General features: G+C 47.4%; 25 protein-coding genes and 1 other RNA gene. 22 read left to right on the forward strand and 4 right to left on the reverse strand.

Going from position 1 to position 21,087, the window contains the following annotated elements; all coding sequences use genetic code 11:
- Window positions 1-41: 41 nt before the first annotated feature.
- The 4 genes from ABU165_RS02510 (at window position 42) to efp (ending at window position 2,721) form a co-directional block, all read left to right on the forward strand.
- A complete protein-coding gene (locus ABU165_RS02510) occupies window positions 42-557 on the forward strand; it encodes a YqhR family membrane protein (RefSeq protein WP_009794936.1) in 516 nt (171 codons plus the stop codon).
- A gap of 78 nt (window positions 558-635) precedes the next feature.
- Complete coding sequence (gene aroQ / locus ABU165_RS02515) at window positions 636-1,076, forward strand: type II 3-dehydroquinate dehydratase (protein ID WP_009794937.1); 441 nt, start codon at window positions 636-638, stop codon at window positions 1,074-1,076.
- 1 nt (window position 1,077) lies between these two features.
- Window positions 1,078-2,139 carry a M24 family metallopeptidase gene (locus ABU165_RS02520; RefSeq protein WP_101550273.1) on the forward strand — a complete coding sequence of 354 codons (1,062 nt, stop codon included), beginning with the start codon at window positions 1,078-1,080 and terminating at the stop codon, window positions 2,137-2,139.
- A gap of 24 nt (window positions 2,140-2,163) precedes the next feature.
- Window positions 2,164-2,721 (forward strand): elongation factor P, encoded by a 558-nt coding sequence (gene efp, locus ABU165_RS02525; protein WP_009794939.1) that lies wholly within the window; start codon window positions 2,164-2,166, stop codon window positions 2,719-2,721.
- 63 nt (window positions 2,722-2,784) lie between these two features.
- On the opposite strand, the gene ABU165_RS02530 is transcribed toward efp, so the two are convergent.
- Window positions 2,785-2,946 carry a hypothetical protein gene (locus ABU165_RS02530; protein ID WP_165352522.1) on the reverse strand — a complete coding sequence of 54 codons (162 nt, stop codon included), beginning with the start codon at window positions 2,944-2,946 and terminating at the stop codon, window positions 2,785-2,787.
- Between the two features lie 125 nt (window positions 2,947-3,071).
- Here ABU165_RS02530 and ssrS point away from each other — a divergent pair.
- Window positions 3,072-3,254: non-coding RNA, 6S RNA (gene ssrS, locus ABU165_RS02535), on the forward strand.
- 41 nt (window positions 3,255-3,295) lie between these two features.
- Here ssrS and ABU165_RS02540 read toward each other — a convergent pair.
- Window positions 3,296-3,961 (reverse strand): SIMPL domain-containing protein, encoded by a 666-nt coding sequence (locus ABU165_RS02540; protein WP_069358519.1) that lies wholly within the window; start codon window positions 3,959-3,961, stop codon window positions 3,296-3,298.
- A gap of 68 nt (window positions 3,962-4,029) precedes the next feature.
- Window positions 4,030-4,755 (reverse strand): uracil-DNA glycosylase family protein, encoded by a 726-nt coding sequence (locus ABU165_RS02545; RefSeq protein WP_318059528.1) that lies wholly within the window; start codon window positions 4,753-4,755, stop codon window positions 4,030-4,032.
- Between the two features lie 187 nt (window positions 4,756-4,942).
- Between ABU165_RS02545 and spoIIIAA the strand changes: the two genes are divergently transcribed.
- The 8 genes from spoIIIAA to ABU165_RS02585 are packed head-to-tail and all read left to right on the forward strand — an operon-like array spanning window position 4,943 to window position 10,150.
- Window positions 4,943-5,872: a stage III sporulation protein AA gene (spoIIIAA, locus tag ABU165_RS02550; RefSeq protein WP_318059527.1), complete on the forward strand. Its 930-nt coding sequence runs from the start codon at window positions 4,943-4,945 to the stop codon at window positions 5,870-5,872.
- Window positions 5,869-6,384 (forward strand): stage III sporulation protein SpoIIIAB, encoded by a 516-nt coding sequence (spoIIIAB, locus tag ABU165_RS02555; RefSeq protein WP_009794944.1) that lies wholly within the window; start codon window positions 5,869-5,871, stop codon window positions 6,382-6,384. The genes spoIIIAA and spoIIIAB overlap by 4 nt, the downstream gene beginning before the upstream one ends.
- Window positions 6,385-6,440: 56 nt before the next feature.
- On the forward strand, window positions 6,441-6,647 hold the full coding sequence (spoIIIAC, locus tag ABU165_RS02560) for a stage III sporulation protein AC (RefSeq protein WP_009794945.1): 207 nt from the start codon (window positions 6,441-6,443) through the stop codon (window positions 6,645-6,647).
- A 14-nt stretch (window positions 6,648-6,661) separates the two neighbouring features.
- Entirely contained in the window at window positions 6,662-7,051 is a 390-nt protein-coding gene (spoIIIAD, locus tag ABU165_RS02565; protein ID WP_087944257.1) for a stage III sporulation protein AD, read from the forward strand.
- 37 nt (window positions 7,052-7,088) lie between these two features.
- Window positions 7,089-8,288, forward strand: coding sequence for a stage III sporulation protein AE (gene spoIIIAE / locus ABU165_RS02570; RefSeq protein WP_101550267.1), 1,200 nt, complete (start codon window positions 7,089-7,091; stop codon window positions 8,286-8,288).
- 11 nt (window positions 8,289-8,299) lie between these two features.
- On the forward strand, window positions 8,300-8,920 hold the full coding sequence (spoIIIAF, locus tag ABU165_RS02575) for a stage III sporulation protein AF (protein ID WP_094767082.1): 621 nt from the start codon (window positions 8,300-8,302) through the stop codon (window positions 8,918-8,920).
- Window positions 8,920-9,585 carry a stage III sporulation protein AG gene (gene spoIIIAG, locus ABU165_RS02580; protein WP_094767083.1) on the forward strand — a complete coding sequence of 222 codons (666 nt, stop codon included), beginning with the start codon at window positions 8,920-8,922 and terminating at the stop codon, window positions 9,583-9,585. Before spoIIIAF ends, spoIIIAG begins: the two co-directional genes overlap by 1 nt.
- Before the next feature lies 1 nt (window position 9,586).
- Entirely contained in the window at window positions 9,587-10,150 is a 564-nt protein-coding gene (locus ABU165_RS02585) for a SpoIIIAH-like family protein (RefSeq protein WP_009794951.1), read from the forward strand.
- A gap of 436 nt (window positions 10,151-10,586) precedes the next feature.
- Here the strand turns inward: ABU165_RS02585 and ABU165_RS02590 are convergent, their stop codons facing one another.
- Window positions 10,587-12,068 (reverse strand): methyl-accepting chemotaxis protein, encoded by a 1,482-nt coding sequence (locus ABU165_RS02590; protein ID WP_318059526.1) that lies wholly within the window; start codon window positions 12,066-12,068, stop codon window positions 10,587-10,589.
- A gap of 226 nt (window positions 12,069-12,294) precedes the next feature.
- Between ABU165_RS02590 and accB the strand changes: the two genes are divergently transcribed.
- The 9 genes from accB (at window position 12,295) to ABU165_RS02635 (ending at window position 20,986) form a co-directional block, all read left to right on the forward strand.
- A complete protein-coding gene (gene accB / locus ABU165_RS02595; RefSeq protein ID WP_129612048.1) occupies window positions 12,295-12,795 on the forward strand; it encodes an acetyl-CoA carboxylase biotin carboxyl carrier protein in 501 nt (166 codons plus the stop codon).
- Between the two features lie 12 nt (window positions 12,796-12,807).
- Complete coding sequence (gene accC / locus ABU165_RS02600) at window positions 12,808-14,166, forward strand: acetyl-CoA carboxylase biotin carboxylase subunit (protein ID WP_129612047.1); 1,359 nt, start codon at window positions 12,808-12,810, stop codon at window positions 14,164-14,166.
- A gap of 14 nt (window positions 14,167-14,180) precedes the next feature.
- Window positions 14,181-14,585: an Asp23/Gls24 family envelope stress response protein gene (locus ABU165_RS02605; protein ID WP_009794956.1), complete on the forward strand. Its 405-nt coding sequence runs from the start codon at window positions 14,181-14,183 to the stop codon at window positions 14,583-14,585.
- Between the two features lie 216 nt (window positions 14,586-14,801).
- Entirely contained in the window at window positions 14,802-15,194 is a 393-nt protein-coding gene (gene nusB / locus ABU165_RS02610; RefSeq protein WP_311224647.1) for a transcription antitermination factor NusB, read from the forward strand.
- A gap of 211 nt (window positions 15,195-15,405) precedes the next feature.
- Complete coding sequence (gene xseA / locus ABU165_RS02615; protein WP_129612045.1) at window positions 15,406-16,746, forward strand: exodeoxyribonuclease VII large subunit; 1,341 nt, start codon at window positions 15,406-15,408, stop codon at window positions 16,744-16,746.
- A gap of 5 nt (window positions 16,747-16,751) precedes the next feature.
- Window positions 16,752-16,985 carry an exodeoxyribonuclease VII small subunit gene (locus tag ABU165_RS02620; protein WP_009794959.1) on the forward strand — a complete coding sequence of 78 codons (234 nt, stop codon included), beginning with the start codon at window positions 16,752-16,754 and terminating at the stop codon, window positions 16,983-16,985.
- A complete protein-coding gene (locus ABU165_RS02625) occupies window positions 16,985-17,881 on the forward strand; it encodes a polyprenyl synthetase family protein (RefSeq protein WP_009794960.1) in 897 nt (298 codons plus the stop codon). Before ABU165_RS02620 ends, ABU165_RS02625 begins: the two co-directional genes overlap by 1 nt.
- Before the next feature lie 363 nt (window positions 17,882-18,244).
- Window positions 18,245-20,137: a 1-deoxy-D-xylulose-5-phosphate synthase gene (dxs, locus tag ABU165_RS02630; protein ID WP_253617967.1), complete on the forward strand. Its 1,893-nt coding sequence runs from the start codon at window positions 18,245-18,247 to the stop codon at window positions 20,135-20,137.
- A gap of 3 nt (window positions 20,138-20,140) precedes the next feature.
- Window positions 20,141-20,986, forward strand: a complete 846-nt coding sequence (locus ABU165_RS02635) for a TlyA family RNA methyltransferase (RefSeq protein WP_009794963.1) — start codon at window positions 20,141-20,143, stop codon at window positions 20,984-20,986.
- The last annotated feature ends 101 nt before the right edge of the window (window positions 20,987-21,087 follow it).

Below are 21,087 nucleotides of genomic sequence, written 5' to 3' on the forward strand. Positions count from 1 at the left end.
AAAAATAACCATGGGCATACTAAAGCAATGGAGGTGGAAAAATGAAGGAAGAACATGCAAAGCTTGAACAAAATCAGAGGGAAAAGCCGATGTCCTTCATGGCTATGGTCATCATCACTGGATTTGTCGGGGGAGTGCTTTGGAGCGGGCTGGCTTATCTGGCTTACGTCTTTAACCTGACTGAAATCCATCCAAGGGTTATCCTGGAGCCATGGGCTATAGGCGGATGGAAGAAGACGTGGCTTGGGACGGTCATTTCGCTTGTATTCATAGGGATTGTCTCCATCGGGGCAGCCATCATCTATTATGCCCTGCTTAGAAAGATCAAAAGCATCTTTGCGGGGGCAGCCTACGGAATTGCGCTTTTCCTGCTGGTCTTTTTTGTACTGAATCCCATTTTTCCAGGCATCAGCCCGCTGAGGGATCTGGATAAAAATACAATCATTGCCTCTGTCTGTTTTTATATTCTTTATGGAGTATTCGTCGGCTTCTCTATTTCTTATGAAGAAAATGAAATCAGGTTCAGGGAAGATAAGGAAAAAGAAACTGCAACATAATATGGTTTCGGTGTGCTGCCGATTTCAATTGTGATAGAATGTTCTTATGGACATTCTTTTTTTCACGGGAGCCTATTTATGAAAAAAATACTACTATTAAACGGGCCGAACCTGAATATGCTGGGCAAGCGGGAGCCCGGTATTTATGGGGAGACCACACTGAAGCAGCTGGAAGAGCGGATTGCAGAGCTGGCCCGCGAATACGGGGCAGAACTGGAAGCCTGCCAGTCCAATCATGAAGGGGCGCTCATCGATAAGCTTTATGAAGCGAATGAGGCTGAGTTCGATGGCGTGATCTTTAATCCCGGAGCCTTCACACATTACAGCTACAGCCTTCGGGACTGCATAGCAGGCATAAGCGTGCCTGTCATTGAAGTACATATATCGAATATCCACGCCCGGGAGCCCTTCCGCCATGTATCTGTCACCGCAGCGGTTACGGCGGGGCAGGTCGTCGGCCTGGGGCTCAAGGGATATGAGCTGGCATTATCCGCACTACTGGAAAAGGGGAGAAATTAGGATGGAGAAATTAGAGAAGCTTCGCGCTGCATTTGGACAGCATTCAATCGATGGGATGCTGGTTACAAGCAATTATAACAGAAGATATTTAACCGGTTTCACCGGTTCTGCTGGAGTGGTGCTGATCAGCGGGGAAAAAGCACAGTTCATCACAGATTTCCGCTATGTCGAACAGGCCGGGAAGCAGTGTGAAGGCTTTGAAATCGTTCAGCATTCAGGCAATATCGTCGAAGAGGCGGCCAGGCAGGCGAGGAATCTGGGGATCCAGAAGCTTGGCTTTGAGCAGGATCATGTATCATTTGCTTCCTTCAAAGCCTATGAAGCAGCAGCAGAAGCAGAGCTTGTTCCGGTAAGCGGGGCAATTGAAAAGTTACGCTTGATTAAGACGGAGTCAGAGATTAAGATATTAAAGGAAGCTGCGAGCATTGCCGATAAGGCATATACTCATATTCTGGACTATATACGCCCCGGCAGGACAGAGCTGGAGGTTTCGAATGAACTGGAATTCTTTATGAGAAAAGCAGGTGCAGCCTCTTCTTCTTTTGACATCATTGTTGCATCCGGATATAGATCTGCCCTTCCGCACGGAGTGGCAAGCGATAAGGTAATTGAAAAAGGGGATATGGTTACACTTGATTTCGGCGCCTATTATAATGGCTATGTATCCGACATTACCCGCACCCTTGCTGTGGGTGAGCCGGACAGCAAGCTGAAGGATATCTATCATATAGTCCTTGAAGCTCAGCTTAAGGGTCTTGAAGGCATCAAACCGGGCATTTCCGGAAAAGAAGCAGACGCCCTGACCCGCGACCACATCAGCAGCAAAGGCTATGGAGAGTATTTCGGGCATTCGACAGGACATGGAATCGGTCTTGAGGTCCACGAGGGTCCTGGGCTTGCATCCAGATCTGATGTCATCCTTGAAGAGGGGATGGTCGTCACGGTCGAACCTGGCATCTACATCCCTGGCCTTGGCGGTGTGCGCATTGAAGATGATACAATCATTACAAAGGACCATAACGAAAAGCTCACTCATTCAACTAAAGAACTAATCATTCTGTAATTGCATATTAGGAGGACATAACACATGATTTCTGTAAATGATTTTCGTACAGGATTGACAATCGAAGTAGATAACGGCATTTGGAGAGTAATGGATTTTCAGCATGTTAAGCCAGGAAAAGGCGCAGCGTTTGTTCGTTCAAAGCTCCGCAACCTGCGCACCGGCGCTATCCAGGAAAAAACCTTCCGTGCCGGCGAGAAGGTAGGCAAGGCGCAGATTGATAACCGCAGAATGCAATACTTATACGCAAGCGGCGATCAGCACGTATTCATGGACAACGAGTCTTACGAGCAAATTGAACTGCCTGAAAACTCTATTGAGTATGAGCTGAAGTTCCTTAAAGAAAATATGGAAGTCCAGATCATGATGTATCAGGGAGAAACGCTTGGTGTTGAACTTCCAAACACTGTTGAGCTTGAAGTGACAGAAACTGAGCCTGGAATCAAAGGTGATACTGCTTCAGGCGGAACCAAGCCTGCTACACTTGAAACCGGCCTGATTGTTCAGGTTCCTTTCTTCATCAACCAGGGAGATGTCCTGATCATCAACACAACTGAAAGCTCTTATGTGTCCAGAGCCTAATCGGAAAAAAAAAGGAATACCCGCGTGGCATTATGCCAGCGGGTATTTTTTTGATTTAAACTGTTAAAGCTTCCTTCCGGTCGTTCCCGGAGATTGATCGGTATTTCCGGGATTATTATATTCCGGGTCAGAGGATGCCGGTTTGCTGTTGCTTTTTGTTCCGCCAAGATATTGGTCGGGATCCTGCTGCTCTTTTAAAAATTTTTCGTGATTTTCATTTACCATTCGGTAGCCACCCCTTCGGTACTCTTTTTGCCGCACTCTTTTTAGTATGCGCTTTTAAAATCATGCTTATGAAAAAATGGCTTAAAGCTATTGCCTTTATAGAAATGTTATTGTAATATAATTAATACAAGCTGCGTTGTTCGTTTGTATATGAAGTTTCAACCTTTATGTAGTAATAGGGAGCCCTAAATCGGAATCAGGACGGCATGCCTCTATACAGAGGACACCCGGAAAGAATTCCTGCGGACACCCACCTGTTGGAGCAGGTTTGAAACTCCATATAAATCGGCGGCAACTGCGGCCCTTAATATGTTATCCCAAAGCAATGGCCAATCGGCTGTTGCTTTTTTTAATATACAAAGTCTGCTGTAACATAGGCAGTAACTTCCATAGTGCCAGGTTCTATTGAAGTACCAGCGGCCGCGCTTTTTACAAACATGCCGGCTTCCCCTTGTATTGGCTGGCCGGGGGCAATGATTCCTTCAGTGACTGCTGCTGGTGTTTTAACCAGCTGTACATGAAGGGTCTTTGCAATAACAGAAGCCTTTTCATAGGCATCTATGACCGCGAGTGACAGAGCCTGCTTCTGAGGCTTTGCTTCATCGGCTAAAAGCCTGACGGAAGAAATAATATTCGCTCCGTTTTCTGCAGCGGTATCCAATACTCGGCCGGCAGCTTCCACAGGTGAAACAATCACCCTTAATAAATGCTCTGCCTTATACCCTCTGAAAATCTGTTTCCCATCCTGAAAATCGTATTGCGGAAAAACGGAATAGTTGCTTGTCTGTATACTTTCTTCCGGCAGTCCAATCCTGATTAAAGCGTCCTGAATCCTGGAGATCGTCTGGGCCGCTTCCGCCTGTGCCTCAGCCAGGGAACTGCTCTCGGCCGAAACGCCAAAGATGGTCTCCGCTTTACTTGGCTTTACTTCGACGGTTCCCTTTCCTGTGACCCTGATGGTGTTCCGGCCCTGCTTCTGGAGGGGCTGCCCTGAAATGCCTTGATTTTTATACATATACTGTCCTCCCCCTAATCCTTCTTGCTTTAATTTATTGGTTTCCGGCCGGCAGCAGAACAAAATCATCAGCTAAAATACTTTCTGATTTTGCCTGCCAGCTCCTCCTTCTTTTCCTCAAGGTGTCTGAAACGATGTCCATTTGCCCCGGAGGGATGGGGAAATCCAGATAAACAGAGTTCAGGTTTGATCAGCCCGCTGTTTATCCATCCTTCCAATATGCTGTCAGCCGCCTTGCCGAGGGGGATGATCAAGGGAGAATCCAGCGGCTGTATATCCGTTCTGAATGTTTCTTCTGCATAGCTCAGCAGAAACGGGCTCTGGCTTAATTCCGGGGCATGGCCTGTGTAGTTCTTTCCTTTATTGAAAACAGGATATTTTACAAGTGAGGATGTATGAAGGATAGAATCATCATCATGAAAGAGTTTCATGGAGTAATCGATGCCAAGGCACTCGGCCAGGCCAATGCTGTCCAGCATTTCCGCCAGATTTTTTCTCATGGGTCCTGAAAAGCGTCCTTCTGCTTTCACCCTCTTCAGCATCTCTGAGTCAGGAACCTTTCCAATCAAATGCCTTGCGAGTGTGATGCTTTTGTTCATTTGCGCCCATCCAGGCGTAATGCCAAGTATCAACACTTGAGCTCTGCTATTCACATATTCATTATGGGGCGAGTAATAGATCTGGAGAGCACCATATTTTTCAATCAGCAATCCCGGATGCAGCAGGTCTTCTTTTGTATATGTTTCTTTTAAAGGAAGCTTCTTAATTTCCTCTTTATACCTGGTAAACAGCATATCCCTCTCCTTTCCCTGTCATTATTCATGATACCCATATTCTCTGAATGATAAAGAATCTTTTTCCTTTGTTTCTATCCGAAAAACCATTTATGGAAAAGGGACAATATTGTCATATTGCTCCTGGAACGACATACATTTCTTAGTAGCGAAAATAAAAGACAGTAAAGCTATAAGGAGGATTTTTGTGGAAACAGTTGCAGCCTTTTTGCCAAAAAATTTATCAGACAAGCTGAAAAATGTCCCTCCTGAAATGATGGAGCATCTGGAGGAAATCAGGATCAGGATCGGCAGGCCGCTTGAAGTGATAGCCAAAGGCATTCCCTGCTTCCTGCCCTATACAGTCGGAGCCGAAGATGCCGTCCACTTAATGAATAAAATCAGCCATTTTTCAATCTACACTTTGGAAGAGGAACTTAAGAGGGGTTATATCACAATAGAAGGCGGACACCGGGTGGGGCTTGCCGGGAAAGTTATTCTGGATGGAGGGAAAGTCAAGGCCATCCGTGATATCTCTTCCTTCAATATCAGGGTGGCAAGAGAGAAGATCGGGACAGCAGACAGGCTGATACCCTATTTATATAGCAGCGGCTGGCTCCACACTATGGTAGTCGGCCCGCCCCAGACAGGCAAGACCACACTGCTGAGGGATATTGCCCGGATTGTCTCCTCTGGTGCAGCGAATCCAGCTATTGCGGCACAGAAGGCCGGCATAGTGGACGAGCGGTCTGAGATTGCCGGAAGTGTCAGCGGCATTCCCCAGATGACCTTTGGGCCAAGAGTGGATGTCCTTGATGCCTGCCCGAAGGCGGAAGGGATGATGATGATGATCCGTTCCATGAGCCCGGATGTCCTGCTCGTTGATGAAATCGGCAGGCAGGAGGATGGGGAGGCCATCATGGAGGCTGTCCATGCGGGAATCAAGCTGATGATGACAACCCATGGACGTTCATGGGAGGAAATAAAGAACAGACCGACATTAAAGCAGATTCTTGAAAGCGGAATTTTTGAAAGATATGTGATTTTGGACCGGACAGGCGGCCCCGGAAATATTGCATCAATTCTGGACAAGTCAGGCAGGGAAATCCATCGGGAAGCGGCGGTGAACCTGGCATGATGAAGATCATCGGCGCCTGTTTCATCATCTTAGCCACTACATGGGCAGGATTTGAGGCATCAAAACATTTGAATGAGAGACCGCGCCAGCTGCGGCAGCTTAAGTCAGCGCTTCAATCGCTGGAAGCGGAAATCATGTACGGGCATACACCGCTCCACGAAGCGGCAAGAAGGCTGGCTGCCCAGCTTTCAAAGCCGCTGTCCTGGTTTTTTGAATCTTTTTCAAAGAAGCTTACAGATTCGGAAACAACCGTCAGGGCAGCCTGGGAAGAAAGCCTGAAAGAGGTGTGGAAGCTGACGGCCTTCAAGCAGGGAGAATTTGAGATCATGAAGCAGTTCGGGGAGACCCTCGGCCGCCATGACCGGTTTTCCCAGCAGAAACAAATCATGCTGGCACTCTCTCATCTGGAAAGGGAAGAAGCCGATGCTTATGAAAAACAGGCAAAATACGAACGAATGGTAAAAAGCCTTGGCTTCCTGTCAGGTCTCCTGTTGATCATTCTATTGATTTAAACCAGGGCTCGCACACGATGCAAGGAATATTTAAGCAGCGTATAGGAGGAGAAATGATGGGATTAGAGGTTGATATTATTTTTAAAATTGCCGGAGTAGGGATCGTAGTCGCCTTTTTGCACACCATTTTGGACCAGGTCGGAAAGAAAGAGTACGCACAGTGGGTCACTTTATTCGGCTTTATCTATATCTTGTTTATGGTTGCCTCGATTGTGGACGACCTCTTTCAAAAAATTAAGTCGGTATTTTTATTTCAAGGATAAGGGAGGGCTCAGCGATTGAGATCTTTCAAATAGCAGGCATCTCGCTGGTTGCAACCTTCCTTGCACTCGTCGTAAAAGAGCAGAAGCCCAACTTTGCTTTTCTGCTCGTTGTCTTTACCGGATGCAGCATTTTCCTGTTTCTCGTTGACCAGATTTATGCCATCATCCATATGCTTGAAAAGATTGCAGTAAATGCCAAAGTGAATCTTGTCTATGTAGAAACGATCCTCAAAATCATCGGGATCGCTTATATAGCGGAATTTGCGGCCCAGATTACGAAGGATGCAGGACAGGGTGCAATTGCCTCGAAAATTGAGCTCGGCGGCAAAATACTGATTCTGGCGATGGCCATCCCGATCCTGACTGTCCTGATTGAATCGATCATTCAGCTGATACCAAGTTAAAGTCACAGCAATCAGTTTTTCTAAATGAGGTGAATAGATGAAGCAGCGGCTGCCGTTTATTTTTCTAGTATTATTTCTCGCCACCTTCTGTGTGATGCCAGATGTACAAGCCTCCGGGGAAAACGAAGGAGAGAACGGGCCAAAGGGAGCTGAGGCGCTGGTTGAAGCCCAGCTTGAAACCCTTGAGCTTGATGAGCTGAAAGGTTTCTGGGAAAAAGTTTCAAATGAATATGGCGGCTTTTTGCCGGAAAGCCAGAAAGGCAGTTTATATGAATTTATTAAGGGAGATAAAGAATTCTCCCTGAAGGAATGGATGCTCGGGGGACTGAAGTTTCTCTTTCATGAGTTTCTCGTAAATGGAAAGCTTCTTGGCTCTCTCATCATCCTGACGGTCTTCAGCATGTTTTTGCAGTCCCTTCAGAATTCTTTTGAAAAGAGCTCTGTCAGCAAAGCCGCTTATTCCATCATCTTTATGGTTCTGGTGATCATCGCACTGAACAGCTTCCGGGTTGCGGTTGATTACAGCATCGAAGCCATCAGCACAATGACCTCTTTCATCCTGGCGCTCGTACCGCTCCTTTTGGCTCTGATCGCTTCGTCTGGCGGGCTGGTGTCGGCTGCATTTTTCCATCCTGTCATACTGTTTTTGATGAATATCAGCGGATTGTTCATCCAATATGCGGTGCTGCCCCTTCTATTTCTTTCAGCGGTACTCAGCATCGTGAGTGTCCTTTCAGAAAATTACAAGGTGACGCAGCTTGCCAATCTTCTGCGGAACTGGAGCATAGGCCTTCTGGGATTGTTCGTGACCATTTTCCTTGGGGTCATCTCAGTCCAGGGAGCTTCTGCCGCAATTACGGACGGCGTGACCTTGAGGACCGCGAAATTCATCACAGGAAATTTCATCCCCGTCATCGGAAGGATGTTCACGGATGCCACAGATACAGTCATCAGTGCATCAGTGCTCTTGAAAAATACAGTGGGGATCGCGGGAGTCGCGATTCTGCTGATTATCGCAGCGTTTCCGGCAATCAAGATTCTTATGATTGCTTTTATATATAAATTTGCAGCAGCTGTCCTCCAGCCGCTCGGCGGGGGCCCAGTCATCGCCTGCCTCGACATCATCAGCAAGAGCGTCATCTACGTATTTGCGGCACTCGCCCTTGTGTCTCTTATGTTTTTCTTAAGCATAACCGTCATAATCGCTGCAGGAAATCTGACCATGATGATGAGATAGGGGTGACCGATATGGAGTTCATAAAAGAGTGGGTTACAAACATCATATTATTTGTTCTGCTGGCGACTGTTGTGGACATGCTCCTGCCGAATTCAAGCCTGCAGAAGTATACGAAGATGGTGACCGGTCTGCTTCTGATCACCATCATCCTGTCCCCGGTCCTCAAGCTGTTCACCCAGGATTTTGAAGAAGCCATTGGAAAAATAAATATCACTGAAACAGCGGAAGATCATAATATGGAAAATTTAATAGAAATGAAGAAAAAAGAAATACAAGCTTCAACCAGTGCATATATTTTAGAAGAAATGGCTGTCCAATTGAAAACGGACGCAGAAAAGGAGCTGATGGAACAGTACGGATTGGAAATTAGTGATGTAAGTCTAATCGTGGATGAAAATAATCAGAGTGCCTTCCCTGAGAATCTGGAGAAGGTCAGCATCCAGCTAAAGCAGCAGGTTCCTGAAGAAAAAGCAGTCGAAGTGGTCTCCATGGTAGAAATCAATACGAACCAACCCTTTCCATCAAGCGCAGAAACAGATGAATCAAACGATATCGCTTCACTTCTTGCTCAAAAATGGAATATCAAGGAAGAATCTATCGAAGTCATGATAGAAGGGGGGAACAAGGATTAATGGACAATGAAAAGGGGCCGCTGGCTTGGATAAAGAAACACCTGATGGGAAGCGGTGAAAATAAGAAGCAGGGAAAATATCAATATTTGCTGATCGCCCTATTGTTCGGGGCAGCGATCATGCTCATCAGCAGCTCCTTTTTCAAGGAGGAAGAAGCTGGCGGGGTGCTTCCTGCTTTCAGCAGCCAGGAAGGGAAGGAAGCTGAAGATGTCCCGGCCTTTGGCCAAAAGAAGACAGGCGGGAACGGGTCTATCACTGATTATGAAAAAGCGTATGAAGCCCAGTTGAAGGAAGCGCTCGATTCCATTATTGGTGTCGATGATGTCACGGTTGTTGTCAATGTGGATGCAACTGAGAAGAAGGTATTGGAAAAGAACTCCACAACCAAGTCCCAAACGACCGATGAAACCGATCGGGAGGGAGGTAAAAGGAAAGTGGAGGATTTGTCCAAGGAAGACCAGCTGGTGATTATCAGAGATGGAGAAAAAGAGGTTCCGATAGTGGTGGAAACGAAGAAACCTGTTATACGGGGAGTACTCGTCGTCGCTAAAGGGGCCGATAACATACAAGTAAAAAAGTGGATTATTGAGGCTGTAACGCGGTCGCTGGATGTCCCAAGCCACCGTGTAGCTGTAATGCCAAAAAAATCTAAGGGGGAATCCTGAAATGCTATTGAAAAAACAAACAGTCTGGCTTTTAACAATGCTAAGTTTAGTCGTCGTGCTCTCTGTCTACTACATTACTACTCCTGAACAAAAAAGCAATGATCTGGCCGCAGTCGAGGAAAAGGCAAATGAAGAAACCGCAGGTGCAGAAGAGTCATCTGCTGAAGAAACTGCTTCTGAAGATGGCGAAACAGTCATCTCCGGTGTTTCCAGCGATGAAATGTTCGAAACGCTCCGCATGCAGATGGAAGATGAGCGCAGCCGGATGGAAGAGGAACTCACCAATGTCATGGCCTCCACAGATCTTTCCGCTGAAGAACGAAACGAAGCGAAAGAAAAAATCGACCAGCTTAGAGATGTTGCACAGAAAGAAATCCTTCTTGAAACAGTCATTAAAGCCATGGACTATGAAGACGTCCTTGTAAGGGCAGACGGAGAAAAAGTCCGCATCACCATCAAATCAAAAGAACACTCCCCAACAGCTGCCAACGAAATCATCCAAATGGTAAAAGGCGAAATCCCGCAGCTGCAGGTAGCATCAGTAGAATTTGAACCTGGGAAATAGAAAAGCAGAGGCGACTGTTCCAACAAGGAACGCAGGCTAAATGCGCCACGTCCTGTGGCAACGCCTGCATGACCCGCATCCTGCGGGCCTCAAGCATAAGGCGCTTTGGAATTGAAGTCGTTCTTTGCCTTCAGTTCCGAAGTGACTTATGACTCGAGCACCTAGGAGCCGGAGCTGGACAAATAGAAAAGCGGAGGGCGCTCGTTCAGCCCCGACAAGCTTAAGACGAGCAGAGCGGAAGGTTGTTCTTTAACCTTCTGATCTGATTGGCTTAAGACTCGAGGGGCTAGCTCCCGGAGCTGGACAAATAGAAAAGCGGAGGGCGCTCGTTCAGCACCACTCTTGCAGATATGCTGAAAAGAGGCAGTGCATCACTGAATGCACTGCCTCTTTAATGTTTGATGCACACTAGGATAATAAATCTGCCGGGTTTCACTTACTTTTTCTGAAACTCCACCAGATCCTCCAGTGAATGATGAGCCTTTTTTATCGACGAGAAGATGTCTTCGTTTTGTTTTGCCTGCTCTCCGACAGAAGCAGAAAGCTCCTCGAGTGAAGCGCTTGCCTGCTCGATCACAGAGCTGAATTCTGTGACTGCATTCCCGATTAAATGGGAGGATTCCTTGATTTGCCTTGTCATGGAGCTGTATCTGGCAATATCCTCTTTCAGCCTGATGAAGGCTGTGAAGATTTCCTCAAACGCCTGCTGGGTGTCCGAAGTGAGCGTCAGGTTGCCGGTAATGGTTTTTCCTGCAGCTCCCAGGTCTTCTTTTGCTGCCTCTGTCTCCGAAATAACCTCCTGCAGATTTTCAGAAATCATCATGGCCGTTTTCCTTGTCAGGTCGGCGAGCTTTCTGACTTCATCTGCCACTACTGCGAATCCCTTCCCGCGTTCTCCTGCTCTGGCGGCCTCAATAGATGCATTCAATGCAAGCATATTTGTTTGAGATGCTATCTCCTGAATTGAATCGGTAAACGCAGAGGTATCCTGTATCCGCAGTGAGAGGCTGCTCATCTTCTCTATCGCGTTCTGCATTTCCTTATAAGATACGCCCATTTCTTCCGCCAATCTGCCGACCAGGGCATCGCCTGTCCGGGTGATCAGCTCGGCTGAAGCCGCATCCTGATGGAGCTTTTCTGACAGCAGGGTGGTGTCTTCTGCCTGTTTGTTTGCGACTGACAGAGATTGGTTAATTCCCATGATTGCCTCAGCCTGGGTCTGCATTCCGGCGGAAACCTCGGCAATAGATCGGGACATGCTGTATGCAGCTTCAAAATTTTTGCCGCTTCTCTCTTTCACCTGTTCAATCATTTCAGAAATATCAGCTGTGCCCTTGTCTATGGCCCTCCTGATTTCCTGATCGGTTTTCAGGAGCTGTGCTGTCTTTTCCTGAGAAAGAACTATGTTCTCGGCAAGCTTGCGCGATATGGAAAATTGAAATGAAAGGAGTACCGTTACTAAAAGGTAAAGCAGATAAATTGTCACATAATTTTTCATTTCCAATGGAAGGGTGCCATGATGAAGTGCTGTAAAAGCTGTAATGAGTGTGTTTCCAAGAAAAAATGCCAGCCAGAGCAAGACTGTATCCATATAGATGGCTGCTGCGGCAATGATGAAGTATGCGAGGAAAAAAGCTGTTGGCGAGACACTGTTTTCCATGATGATGAACATGACGGCGGTAATCAGGATCATGCTTGTATACGGTACAATATGAATGGCAGATGGAATGCGGTGGAGCAACCAAACAATGCAGAGGCCAATGCCCCCGGCAATCAGAATGGCAAGGATGACAGCCAGTTCCTTTTTCATTATAATATCTACAGCAGCCGCTAAGATAACGCTTACAAAAGCCGATTTAACAATCAGTGAATTTTTTCGGGCCAAATCTTCCCTTTTTATGCTCTCAAGCTTGTCCATTATGGTGTCCTCCGTCGAAATAAGTCTAATGCTGTAAGGTTTCGCTGTGCACAGGCATATTTCCTTTGAGGAATTTCACAAAAATTGAAAAAAACATTAAAATAGAAGGGCAGGATGCAAAAAGGTCCTGCTGCTTGAAAGAAGCCGGTTGAACTTTGGTGTGGTCTTATCGTATGATATTAGTATCTAGTCATAATTTTATTTAGGACAAGGGGTGCCGAATGGTATGTTAAAAGTACAAGAAATACGCGAGCTGATTAAGCTTGTTGATCAGTCTACTATCGATGAATTTGAATATGAGCACGAAGGATCTAAAATTAAAATGAAGAAAAGCGCGGCTGCAGAGGCTGCTGTTGTCCAGCCTGCGGCAGTGCAAAGGCCCATTGAGGTGCCTGTCCAGCAGCCTGCAGTTCCTGCGGCTTCTATTCAGGAAACAGCTCCGGCTGCCGTCCAGGAAGCTCCAAAGGAAACTGTACAGGATGCAGACTTACATAAAATCACCTCACCTATGGTAGGGACTTTCTATGCTTCACCATCGCCTGATGCCGATGTATATGTTAAATCAGGTTCAAAGGTATCAAAGGATTCTGTCGTCTGCATCGTTGAAGCCATGAAGCTGTTCAACGAAATCGAAGCAGAAGTGAATGGGGAAATTGTGGAAATACTGGTGAAAGACGGCCAGCTGGTCGAATACGGACAGCCATTATTTTTGGTGAAGCCTGAGTAAGGAGAGCTTTCGATGATAAAAAAATTATTAATTGCAAACAGAGGGGAAATTGCGGTACGGATCATCCGTGCCTGCAAGGAAATGGAAATAGAATCTGTTGCTGTCTATTCGGAAGCTGATAAAGAAGCATTGCATGTACAATTGGCGGATGAAGCATACTGCATCGGCCCGACAGCCTCCAAAGACAGCTATCTTAACTTTACGAATATCATTAGTGTTGCTAAACTGACAGGGTGTGATGCCATCCATCCCGGCTATGGATTCCTGGCGGAAAATGCTGCTTTTGCAGAACTGTGCCGCGAATGCAACATCATCTTTGTAGGCCCGACTCCCGAAGCCATCAATAAAATGGGCACGAAGGATATTGCCCGTGAAACAATGAGGGAAGCGGGAGTGCCGATTGTCCCTGGTTCACAGGGTGTCGTAAAGGACGTGGATGACGCCAAGGCACTGGCCGAAAAGATTGATTATCCCGTCATCATAAAGGCGACGGCCGGCGGAGGGGGCAAAGGCATCCGTGTAGCCCGCACCGAGGAAGAACTGGTAAAGGGAATCAATATCACCCAGCAGGAGGCCCTTACTGCTTTTGGAAATCCTGGCGTTTACATTGAAAAATATATTGAAGATTTCCGCCATGTGGAAATTCAGGTGCTTGCTGATAACTATGGCAATACACTTCATTTGGGCGAGAGGGACTGTTCGATTCAAAGAAGGCTTCAAAAACTCCTTGAAGAGACGCCATCTCCCGCACTTGACGGAGAAATCCGCGAAGAAATGGGGGCTGCCGCTGTTAAAGCTGCAAAAGCGGTTGATTATACAGGCGCCGGCACTGTAGAATTTATATATGACTATCAGAACCGAAAGTTCTATTTCATGGAAATGAACACAAGGATACAGGTAGAGCATCCTGTCACAGAAATGGTGACGGGGGTCGATCTGATCAAAGAACAGGTCAAGGTTGCATCCGGAGAAAAGCTTGCCCTTCGCCAGGATGAAGTTACTTTTAATGGCTGGGCGATAGAATGCAGGATCAATGCGGAAAACCCGGAGAAGAACTTCATGCCTTCAGCCGGGAGGATCAGTATGTACCTTCCTCCAGGAGGCCTTGGCGTCCGGGTCGATTCTGCAGCTTATCCGGGCTATATGATTCCGCCTTATTATGACAGCATGATTGCAAAGGTCATTACCTATGGCAGCAGCCGGGAAGAAGCCATTTCCCGCATGAAGAGGGCTTTAAGCGAATTTGTGGTCGAAGGTGTACACACGACCATTCCATTCCATCTTAAGCTGCTCAGCCACGAGAAATTTGTGGAAGGACAGTTCAATACCAAGTTCCTTGAGTTGTACGAAGTGATGAAGTCTGAAGATTAACCGGAGGTGCTGTAATGAGCGAGAACATTTTGGAAATGAGCCAGGGGAATACTGGGCATGGAAAAGTAGAAATAGCTCCTGAAGTCATTGAAGTGATTGCAGGGATCGCTGCCTCTGAGGTAGAAGGGGTTGCACAGATGCGCGGCAATTTCGCCTCAGGAGTCGTCGAGCGTTTAGGCAAGAAAAATCATGGTAAAGGCGTCAAGGTTGAATTGACTGAGGAAGGCATCAAGGTAGAGGTGTACTGCCTGATGAAATTTGGCATCTCAATCCCCGCCGTCGCCCAGGAAATCCAGGATAATATCCGCCAGGCCCTGTTGAACATGACTGCTCTTGAAGCACAGGAAATCAATATTCATGTGGTGGGCATCTTATTTGAAAACCAGAAGCTTGAGCCTGAAATTGAACAGGAAATCTGATCAGAAGAGCCAAAGACAGCTAATGTCTTTGGCTCTTTCCATTACTGGACCTGCAGAAGGATATGGAACTTTCTTGCAGATAGTATTAAAAAACACCTATGAATATAAGGCATAATGGCAAAAATATTGATGAACACAGTGCGAACCCGCTTTAGTTATGCTATTATCTTCTTATGTTATTTGGACAAAGATGCCTAAAAGGAGTTAAAGAATATAATGAAAAGAAGAACAGCGAGAGAAAAAGCATTACAGGCCCTGTTTCAGATTGATGTGAGCCAGGCAGACCCTTCGGAAGCAATCGACCATGTGCTTGAGGGAGAAGAAGGGGACGAATATCTGACACTTCTGGTAACCGGTGTACTTGAAAATAAAGAGGAAATTGACAGTCTGATCAAGCAGTATCTTGAAAAATGGAAGCTGGAACGCCTTGCAACAGTGGATCGAAATCTTCTCCGCCAAGGAGTCTATGAGCTGAAATACAGCAAAGAGGTCCCGGCCAATGTTGTCATTGATGAGGCGATTGAAATTGCGAAGATATTTGGCGATGACAATTCCAGCCGTTTCATCAACGGTGTCCTCTCGAAAGTGAAGGATAGCCTGGACTCTTAAGCGTCCTGCCTGTCCCGGCCGGACCAAAAGCATTCATTGCCCTGTCTCTATCCAGTTTAAATGTGCGATATGCCTGTTTTAGCCGTTTTGGCGTGACGGATGGCCTTATTTAAACTTATAATAGGGAAGGGCTTTTTACGCTGTTTAGATTATTGTACAGAACAAACAGCAAATGGCATGTGGATACCCAGCCCTTTAAAAGGAGTATGCTATGAAGGAACAGCGTTATCTGACCGTAGGCGCTCTAACTCTATACATAAAAAGAAAATTTGACCATGACCCGCATTTGCAGGAGATATTTGTCAAAGGCGAAATCTCTAATTTTAAGAGGCATTCGAGCGGACATATGTATTTCACGCTGAAGGATGAGAAATCCCGGATCCTGGCAGTCATGTTTTCCCGTTCTGCACGTTCAGTGAAGTTTGAGCCTGAGAACGGGATGAAGGTGCTGATCAGCGGTGAGATCTCTGTCTACGAGCCGAGCGGACAATATCAGATTTATGTCAAGCAGATGCAGCCGGATGGAGTAGGGGATCTTTTCCTGGCCTTTGAGCAGCTGAAGGAAAGGCTCCAGAAAGAGGGGCTGTTTGCTTCAGAACGCAAAAGGCCCATCCCGAAATTCCCGAAAACTGTTGGAGTGATAACGTCCCCGACAGGAGCTGCAGTAAGAGATATCATCACAACAATCAAAAGGCGCTTTCCGATCGCCAATATATTGATTTATCCGGCACTTGTACAGGGTGCCCAGGCAGCTCCTTCTGTTGCTGGCGCCATTGAACTTGCAAACCGGCAGGCCGAGGCTGATGTCCTGATCGTCGGGCGCGGCGGAGGGTCGATCGAAGAGCTATGGGCCTTCAATGAAGAGCAGGTGGCAAGGGCGATCGTTGGATCGGACATTCCGGTCATTTCGGCTGTCGGGCATGAAACCGACTTTACAATTGCCGATTTTGCAGCCGACCATCGCGCCCCCACACCAACCGGGGCGGCAGAAATGGCGGTTCCGCATATCGATGAATTGGCTGAAAGGATTTTAAACCGCCAGTCCAGGCTTATCAGAGCGATGAGGGAAAGAGCAGTCCTGCAGCGGGAACGATTGGGCAGACTGCAGAAATCATATGCCTTCCGCTATCCGCAGCGGCTGTACGAACAGAAGCTAGAACAGGCAGACAAGATGACAGAACAGCTGAAAAAGAGCGCAGGCAGGCTTGCAGAGCTGAAACGCGAGGAGCGGGACAGGCTGCTGCAAAGGCTCTTGAGGAATCATCCAAATGATTTGTACAAGGAAGCGAAGGAAACCCATTTACGCGGCAGCCGTGCACTCGGCAGGGCCATGAAAGAAGTTTTGACCAAGAAGCAGAAGGAATTCAGCGGCATGGTTTCAACCCTTGAGGCGCTGAGCCCGCTTAAGATTATGGACAGAGGCTACAGCTTGGCCTATAGCGGGGAAGGCGAGCTCCTGAAGAGTGTCTCCCAGGTTGAAAAGGGCGATGATGTCCAGGTGAAATTGGCTGATGGAACTTTTAATTGCAAGGTGACAGGCAAAGAGGAGTGATAGAAATGGCTGCAGAAGAAAAACTCACATTCGAAGAAGCGATGAAAAAGCTTGAAGGAATTGTAGAAAAGCTGGAAGAAGGCGATGTGCCGCTCGAAGAGGCCATTGCCATCTATAAGCAGGGCATGGAGCTGTCCAAGCTGTGCCATGATAAGCTGCAAAGAGTGGAAGAACAGCTGACGGAGGTTCTGACAGAAGAAGGCAGGAAAGAACCGTTTGTCATCGAGGAGGAGGAGTAATGGTGCCGAATGTACAGCTTGATTCTTTTTCAGAGGTCCATATAAAGATGCTTGAGCGTGAGCTGGAGGAAAGTGTCAGCAGACTGGCCGCCCCGGAGGTTCTGAAAAAGGCCATGCATTATTCTCTGCAGGCCGGGGGCAAAAGGATCAGGCCGCTCCTCGTATTCGCTACTCTCAAGGCTTTTGGGGAAGATACAAAAAAAGGCCTGCAGGCTGCAGCTGCTGTGGAGATGATCCATACCTACTCCCTTATCCATGATGACCTCCCAAGCATGGACGATGATGATCTCAGGCGGGGGAAGCCGACCAGCCATAAAGTGTTTGGCGAGGCAAATGCCATCCTTGCTGGAGACGCACTGCTGACATACAGCTTCCAGCTTCTTGCACAGATGGCTCCTGAGGATGCTGATGCGGAAGTGAAGCTTGCTTTGATCAATGAGCTTGCAAGGGCTTCGGGTGCTGAAGGCATGGTAGGCGGCCAGACGGCAGATATTGAGGGAGAGGACAAAGACCTTGATCTTGAAGAGCTTGAATACATACATGTGCACAAAACCGGGAAGCTTCTTGCATTCAGTGTAGCAGCAGGGGCTCTCCTCTCGCGTGCAGAGGAAAGCAGGCTGAAAAGCCTGAATGAATTTGCCCACCATCTGGGCCTTGCTTTCCAAATCAGGGATGATATCCTCGACCTGGAAGGAAATGAAGAGGTCCTTGGAAAGCCGGTTGGCAGTGATGAAACCAACAATAAAAGCACCTACCCATCCATTCTCACTATGGAAGGAGCAAACAAGGCGCTTGAACATCATATAGGGATGGCAAAGGCCCGGCTGCAGGAAACAGGCCTTGAAATCCAGCTGCTGGAAGAGATAACCAATCTGGTGGCGAACAGGGATCACTGATTAATTGGCAGTTTCTGCTGATCCTGCAGCTGCCGGATATGAGAAGGAAGCCGTTTGCCGCATCGGGCCAACGGCTTTTTCTTTGGTCAGGAAGTGATTGATTTTCAGCTTATAGACAGGACAGAATTCCCTTTTTGCATTCAGCAGCTATGCTTTTCTTTAGTAAAACGGTTCCTGCCCTCCAGCAGATCTGGATGTCCCATAAGGGAAATCAGTTGGAAAATCGCCTGCAATGCGTTACTCTTATGGTACAATGCAGGGAATGTGCTTTATTTTGTTGTGGAAAATTGTCATATCGTTATAATAAAAGAGAATTAATAATAACAGTGATTTAAAAAGAAATGAAAGTGAGTGATCCAAGACATGGATCTATTATCGATTAAGGACCCTTCATTTTTAAAAGGGCTCTCCAATAAAGAACTGGAAGATCTCAGCCAGGATATCAGGAATTTTCTTATAGAAAAACTTTCAGTGACAGGCGGCCATATCGGACCCAACCTAGGAGTCGTTGAACTGACGATCGCCCTCCACAAATGCTTTGAAAGCCCAAAGGACAAGTTTCTCTGGGATGTGGGCCACCAGTCTTATGTCCATAAGATCCTTACAGGCAGAGCCTGTGAATTTGATACCCTCAGGCAGTATAAAGGACTGTGCGGTTTTCCGAAGCGGATTGAAAGCGAACATGATGTTTGGGAGACCGGCCACAGCTCGACTTCTTTATCAGCGGCCATGGGCATGGTCATTGCGAGGGATTTGAAAAAAGAGGATTCCCATATCGTCCCGATCATCGGGGATGGCGCACTGACAGGCGGGATGGCGCTTGAAGCGCTCAATCATATCGGACACGAGCAAAAGAATATGATTGTCATCCTCAATGATAATGAAATGTCGATTGCACCAAATGTCGGGGCCCTGCACAATGTTCTCGGGAAACTCCGGACAGCCGGCAAGTATCAGTGGGTGAAGGATGAGCTCGAGCTTCTCCTCAAAAAAATCCCTGCTGTCGGCGGAAAGCTTGCTTCAACTGCTGAAAGAGTAAAAGACAGCTTGAAATATCTTCTGGTTTCGGGCATGTTTTTTGAGGAAATGGGCTTTACCTACTTAGGCCCGATCGATGGCCATAATTTTGAAGAGCTGTTTGAAACGCTCAGCTATGCAAAGAAAACAGAAGGTCCTGTCCTTCTGCATGTGATCACTAAGAAGGGGAAAGGCTATTCCCCTGCTGAAAAGGATACAGTCGGGACCTGGCACGGGACAGGCCCATACAAAATTGATACAGGCGACTTTGTTAAACCGATCAACCCGCCGCCTGCCTGGAGCAAGCTTGTCAGTGAAACCGTAAGGAAGCTGGCGAGGAAGGACAGCAGGATTGTTGCAATCACTCCTGCCATGCCTGTAGGATCAAAGCTTGAAGGCTTTGCCAGCGAGTTCCCGGACCGCATGTTTGATGTGGGTATAGCGGAGCAGCATGCAACAACTGTCGCAGCAGGGCTTGCCACACAAAATATGAAGCCGTTCCTGGCTATCTATTCGACCTTCCTGCAGCGTGCCTATGACCAGGTGGTGCATGACATATGCCGCCAGAACCTGAATGTCTTCATCGGAATCGACCGCGCAGGCCTTGTGGGCGCTGACGGTGAAACCCACCAGGGTGTATTTGACATCGCCTTCATGAGGCATGTGCCCAATCTGGTGATGATGATGCCGAAAGATGAAAATGAAGGCCAGCATATGGTCAACACTGCTCTTGCTTATGATGACGGCCCGATTGCGATGCGTTTCCCGAGGGGCAACGGAATCGGTGTGCCGATGGATGAGACGCTGATCAAAATTCCTATCGGCACTTGGGAAGTGCTGAAGGAAGGGGACGATGCTGCAATCCTTACCTTTGGTACAACGATCCCGATGGCGATGGAAGCAGCAGATCAGCTGGAAAGGCAGGGCTACTCAATAAAAGTCGTCAATGCCAGGTTCATCAAGCCGCTTGACAAGAAGATGCTGTCAGAAATATTAAGTTTGAATATGCCGATACTAACTATAGAAGAAGCTATCCTGCAGGGCGGATTCGGAAGCGCCGTCCTTGAGTTTGCCCATGAAAACGGGTTCCATCAGGCAGCTGTCGAACGCATGGGAATCCCTGATGAGTATATTGAACATGGAAGCGTAAAGGAACTGCTCGAAGAAATCGGCCTGACCTCTGAGATGGCCGTACAAAAGCTCGCAAAATTGGCGAGAAAAAAACAAAAAAGGGCTTAACAGATGAAAAGTAAGAAAGAACGTTTAGATGTATTGCTCGTAGAAAGAGGGCTTATCGAGACAAGGGAAAAGGCAAAGCGCGCCATCATGGCCGGACTTGTCTATACGAACGAGAGCCGCCTCGATAAGCCTGGTGAAAAGGTAGGCGCCGATATTCCGCTCACAGTAAAAGGCAAGCTGATCCCCTATGTCAGCCGCGGCGGACTGAAGCTTGAAAAGGCGATCAAAGAGTTCGATGTCGACATTTCAGGCAAGGTGCTTCTTGATATAGGAGCATCAACCGGCGGCTTCACTGACTGTGCGCTGCAGAATGGGGCGAAAATGTCATATGCATTGGATGTAGGCTATAATCAGCTTGCCTGGAAGCTGAGGCAGGACGAGCGGGTGGAGGTAATGGAAAGGACCAACTTCCGCTATGTGACTCCTGCCGATCTGGCAGGGGAGATGCCAGATTTTGCGTCGATTGATGTATCGTTTATTAGCTTGAAGCTTATTCTGCCTGTTCTAAAAACCCTGCTGGTTCCCGGGAGTGATGTTATTGCGCTTGTAAAGCCGCAGTTTGAAGCAGGACGTGAGCAGGTCGGAAAAAAAGGGATTGTCCGCGATCCCAAGGTCCATGCCGACGTCATTGACCGCATGATCCGCTTTTCCCTGGAACAGGGATATGATGTCAGAAACCTTTCCTATTCCCCGATAACAGGAGGGGACGGCAATATTGAGTTCCTTCTTCACCTGAGGTGGGAAGGGGAAAAGGAAACAGGCATAAACGGACTTTCTGCTTCCGTGGATGAAATAGTCAAGGAAGCTCATGCCGAGCTGAAATCAAAGCAGCAGAAAGAAGAGGAATAAGCATCATGCTTATTCCTTTTTTTCGGCGCTGGACCATCGAATTATGGCGGTTCTTGGCTATTCGTGCTGTCTATTGCAGAAAAAATTGTACATTCAGCAGA

It is taken from the genome of Cytobacillus sp. T106, assembly GCF_040492155.1.
Classification (GTDB): domain Bacteria; phylum Bacillota; class Bacilli; order Bacillales; family Cytobacillaceae; genus Bacillus_AB; species Bacillus_AB infantis.

Excerpts from the sequence above, each read along its gene's own strand:
- ABU165_RS02605 (WP_009794956.1), top strand. The coding sequence starts at position 14,181 with ATGAGCGAGAACATTTTGGAAATGAGCCAGGGGAATACTGGGCATGGA.
- ABU165_RS02620 (WP_009794959.1), top strand. The coding sequence starts at position 16,752 with ATGGCTGCAGAAGAAAAACTCACATTCGAAGAAGCGATGAAAAAGCTT.
- ABU165_RS02530 (WP_165352522.1), bottom strand. The coding sequence starts at position 2,946 with ATGGTAAATGAAAATCACGAAAAATTTTTAAAAGAGCAGCAGGATCCC.
- ABU165_RS02520 (WP_101550273.1), top strand. The coding sequence starts at position 1,078 with ATGGAGAAATTAGAGAAGCTTCGCGCTGCATTTGGACAGCATTCAATC.
- ABU165_RS02545 (WP_318059528.1), bottom strand. The coding sequence starts at position 4,755 with ATGCTGTTTACCAGGTATAAAGAGGAAATTAAGAAGCTTCCTTTAAAA.
- ABU165_RS02510 (WP_009794936.1), top strand. The coding sequence starts at position 42 with ATGAAGGAAGAACATGCAAAGCTTGAACAAAATCAGAGGGAAAAGCCG.
- spoIIIAB (WP_009794944.1), top strand. The coding sequence starts at position 5,869 with ATGATGAAGATCATCGGCGCCTGTTTCATCATCTTAGCCACTACATGG.
- spoIIIAG (WP_094767083.1), top strand. The coding sequence starts at position 8,920 with ATGGACAATGAAAAGGGGCCGCTGGCTTGGATAAAGAAACACCTGATG.
- accB (WP_129612048.1), top strand. The coding sequence starts at position 12,295 with ATGTTAAAAGTACAAGAAATACGCGAGCTGATTAAGCTTGTTGATCAG.
- nusB (WP_311224647.1), top strand. The coding sequence starts at position 14,802 with ATGAAAAGAAGAACAGCGAGAGAAAAAGCATTACAGGCCCTGTTTCAG.
- spoIIIAC (WP_009794945.1), top strand. The coding sequence starts at position 6,441 with ATGGGATTAGAGGTTGATATTATTTTTAAAATTGCCGGAGTAGGGATC.
- dxs (WP_253617967.1), top strand. The coding sequence starts at position 18,245 with ATGGATCTATTATCGATTAAGGACCCTTCATTTTTAAAAGGGCTCTCC.
- spoIIIAF (WP_094767082.1), top strand. The coding sequence starts at position 8,300 with ATGGAGTTCATAAAAGAGTGGGTTACAAACATCATATTATTTGTTCTG.
- spoIIIAE (WP_101550267.1), top strand. The coding sequence starts at position 7,089 with ATGAAGCAGCGGCTGCCGTTTATTTTTCTAGTATTATTTCTCGCCACC.
- aroQ (WP_009794937.1), top strand. The coding sequence starts at position 636 with ATGAAAAAAATACTACTATTAAACGGGCCGAACCTGAATATGCTGGGC.
- xseA (WP_129612045.1), top strand. The coding sequence starts at position 15,406 with ATGAAGGAACAGCGTTATCTGACCGTAGGCGCTCTAACTCTATACATA.
- accC (WP_129612047.1), top strand. The coding sequence starts at position 12,808 with ATGATAAAAAAATTATTAATTGCAAACAGAGGGGAAATTGCGGTACGG.
- ABU165_RS02625 (WP_009794960.1), top strand. The coding sequence starts at position 16,985 with ATGGTGCCGAATGTACAGCTTGATTCTTTTTCAGAGGTCCATATAAAG.
- ABU165_RS02635 (WP_009794963.1), top strand. The coding sequence starts at position 20,141 with ATGAAAAGTAAGAAAGAACGTTTAGATGTATTGCTCGTAGAAAGAGGG.
- efp (WP_009794939.1), top strand. The coding sequence starts at position 2,164 with ATGATTTCTGTAAATGATTTTCGTACAGGATTGACAATCGAAGTAGAT.
- ABU165_RS02590 (WP_318059526.1), bottom strand. The coding sequence starts at position 12,068 with ATGGACAAGCTTGAGAGCATAAAAAGGGAAGATTTGGCCCGAAAAAAT.
- ABU165_RS02540 (WP_069358519.1), bottom strand. The coding sequence starts at position 3,961 with ATGTATAAAAATCAAGGCATTTCAGGGCAGCCCCTCCAGAAGCAGGGC.
- ABU165_RS02585 (WP_009794951.1), top strand. The coding sequence starts at position 9,587 with ATGCTATTGAAAAAACAAACAGTCTGGCTTTTAACAATGCTAAGTTTA.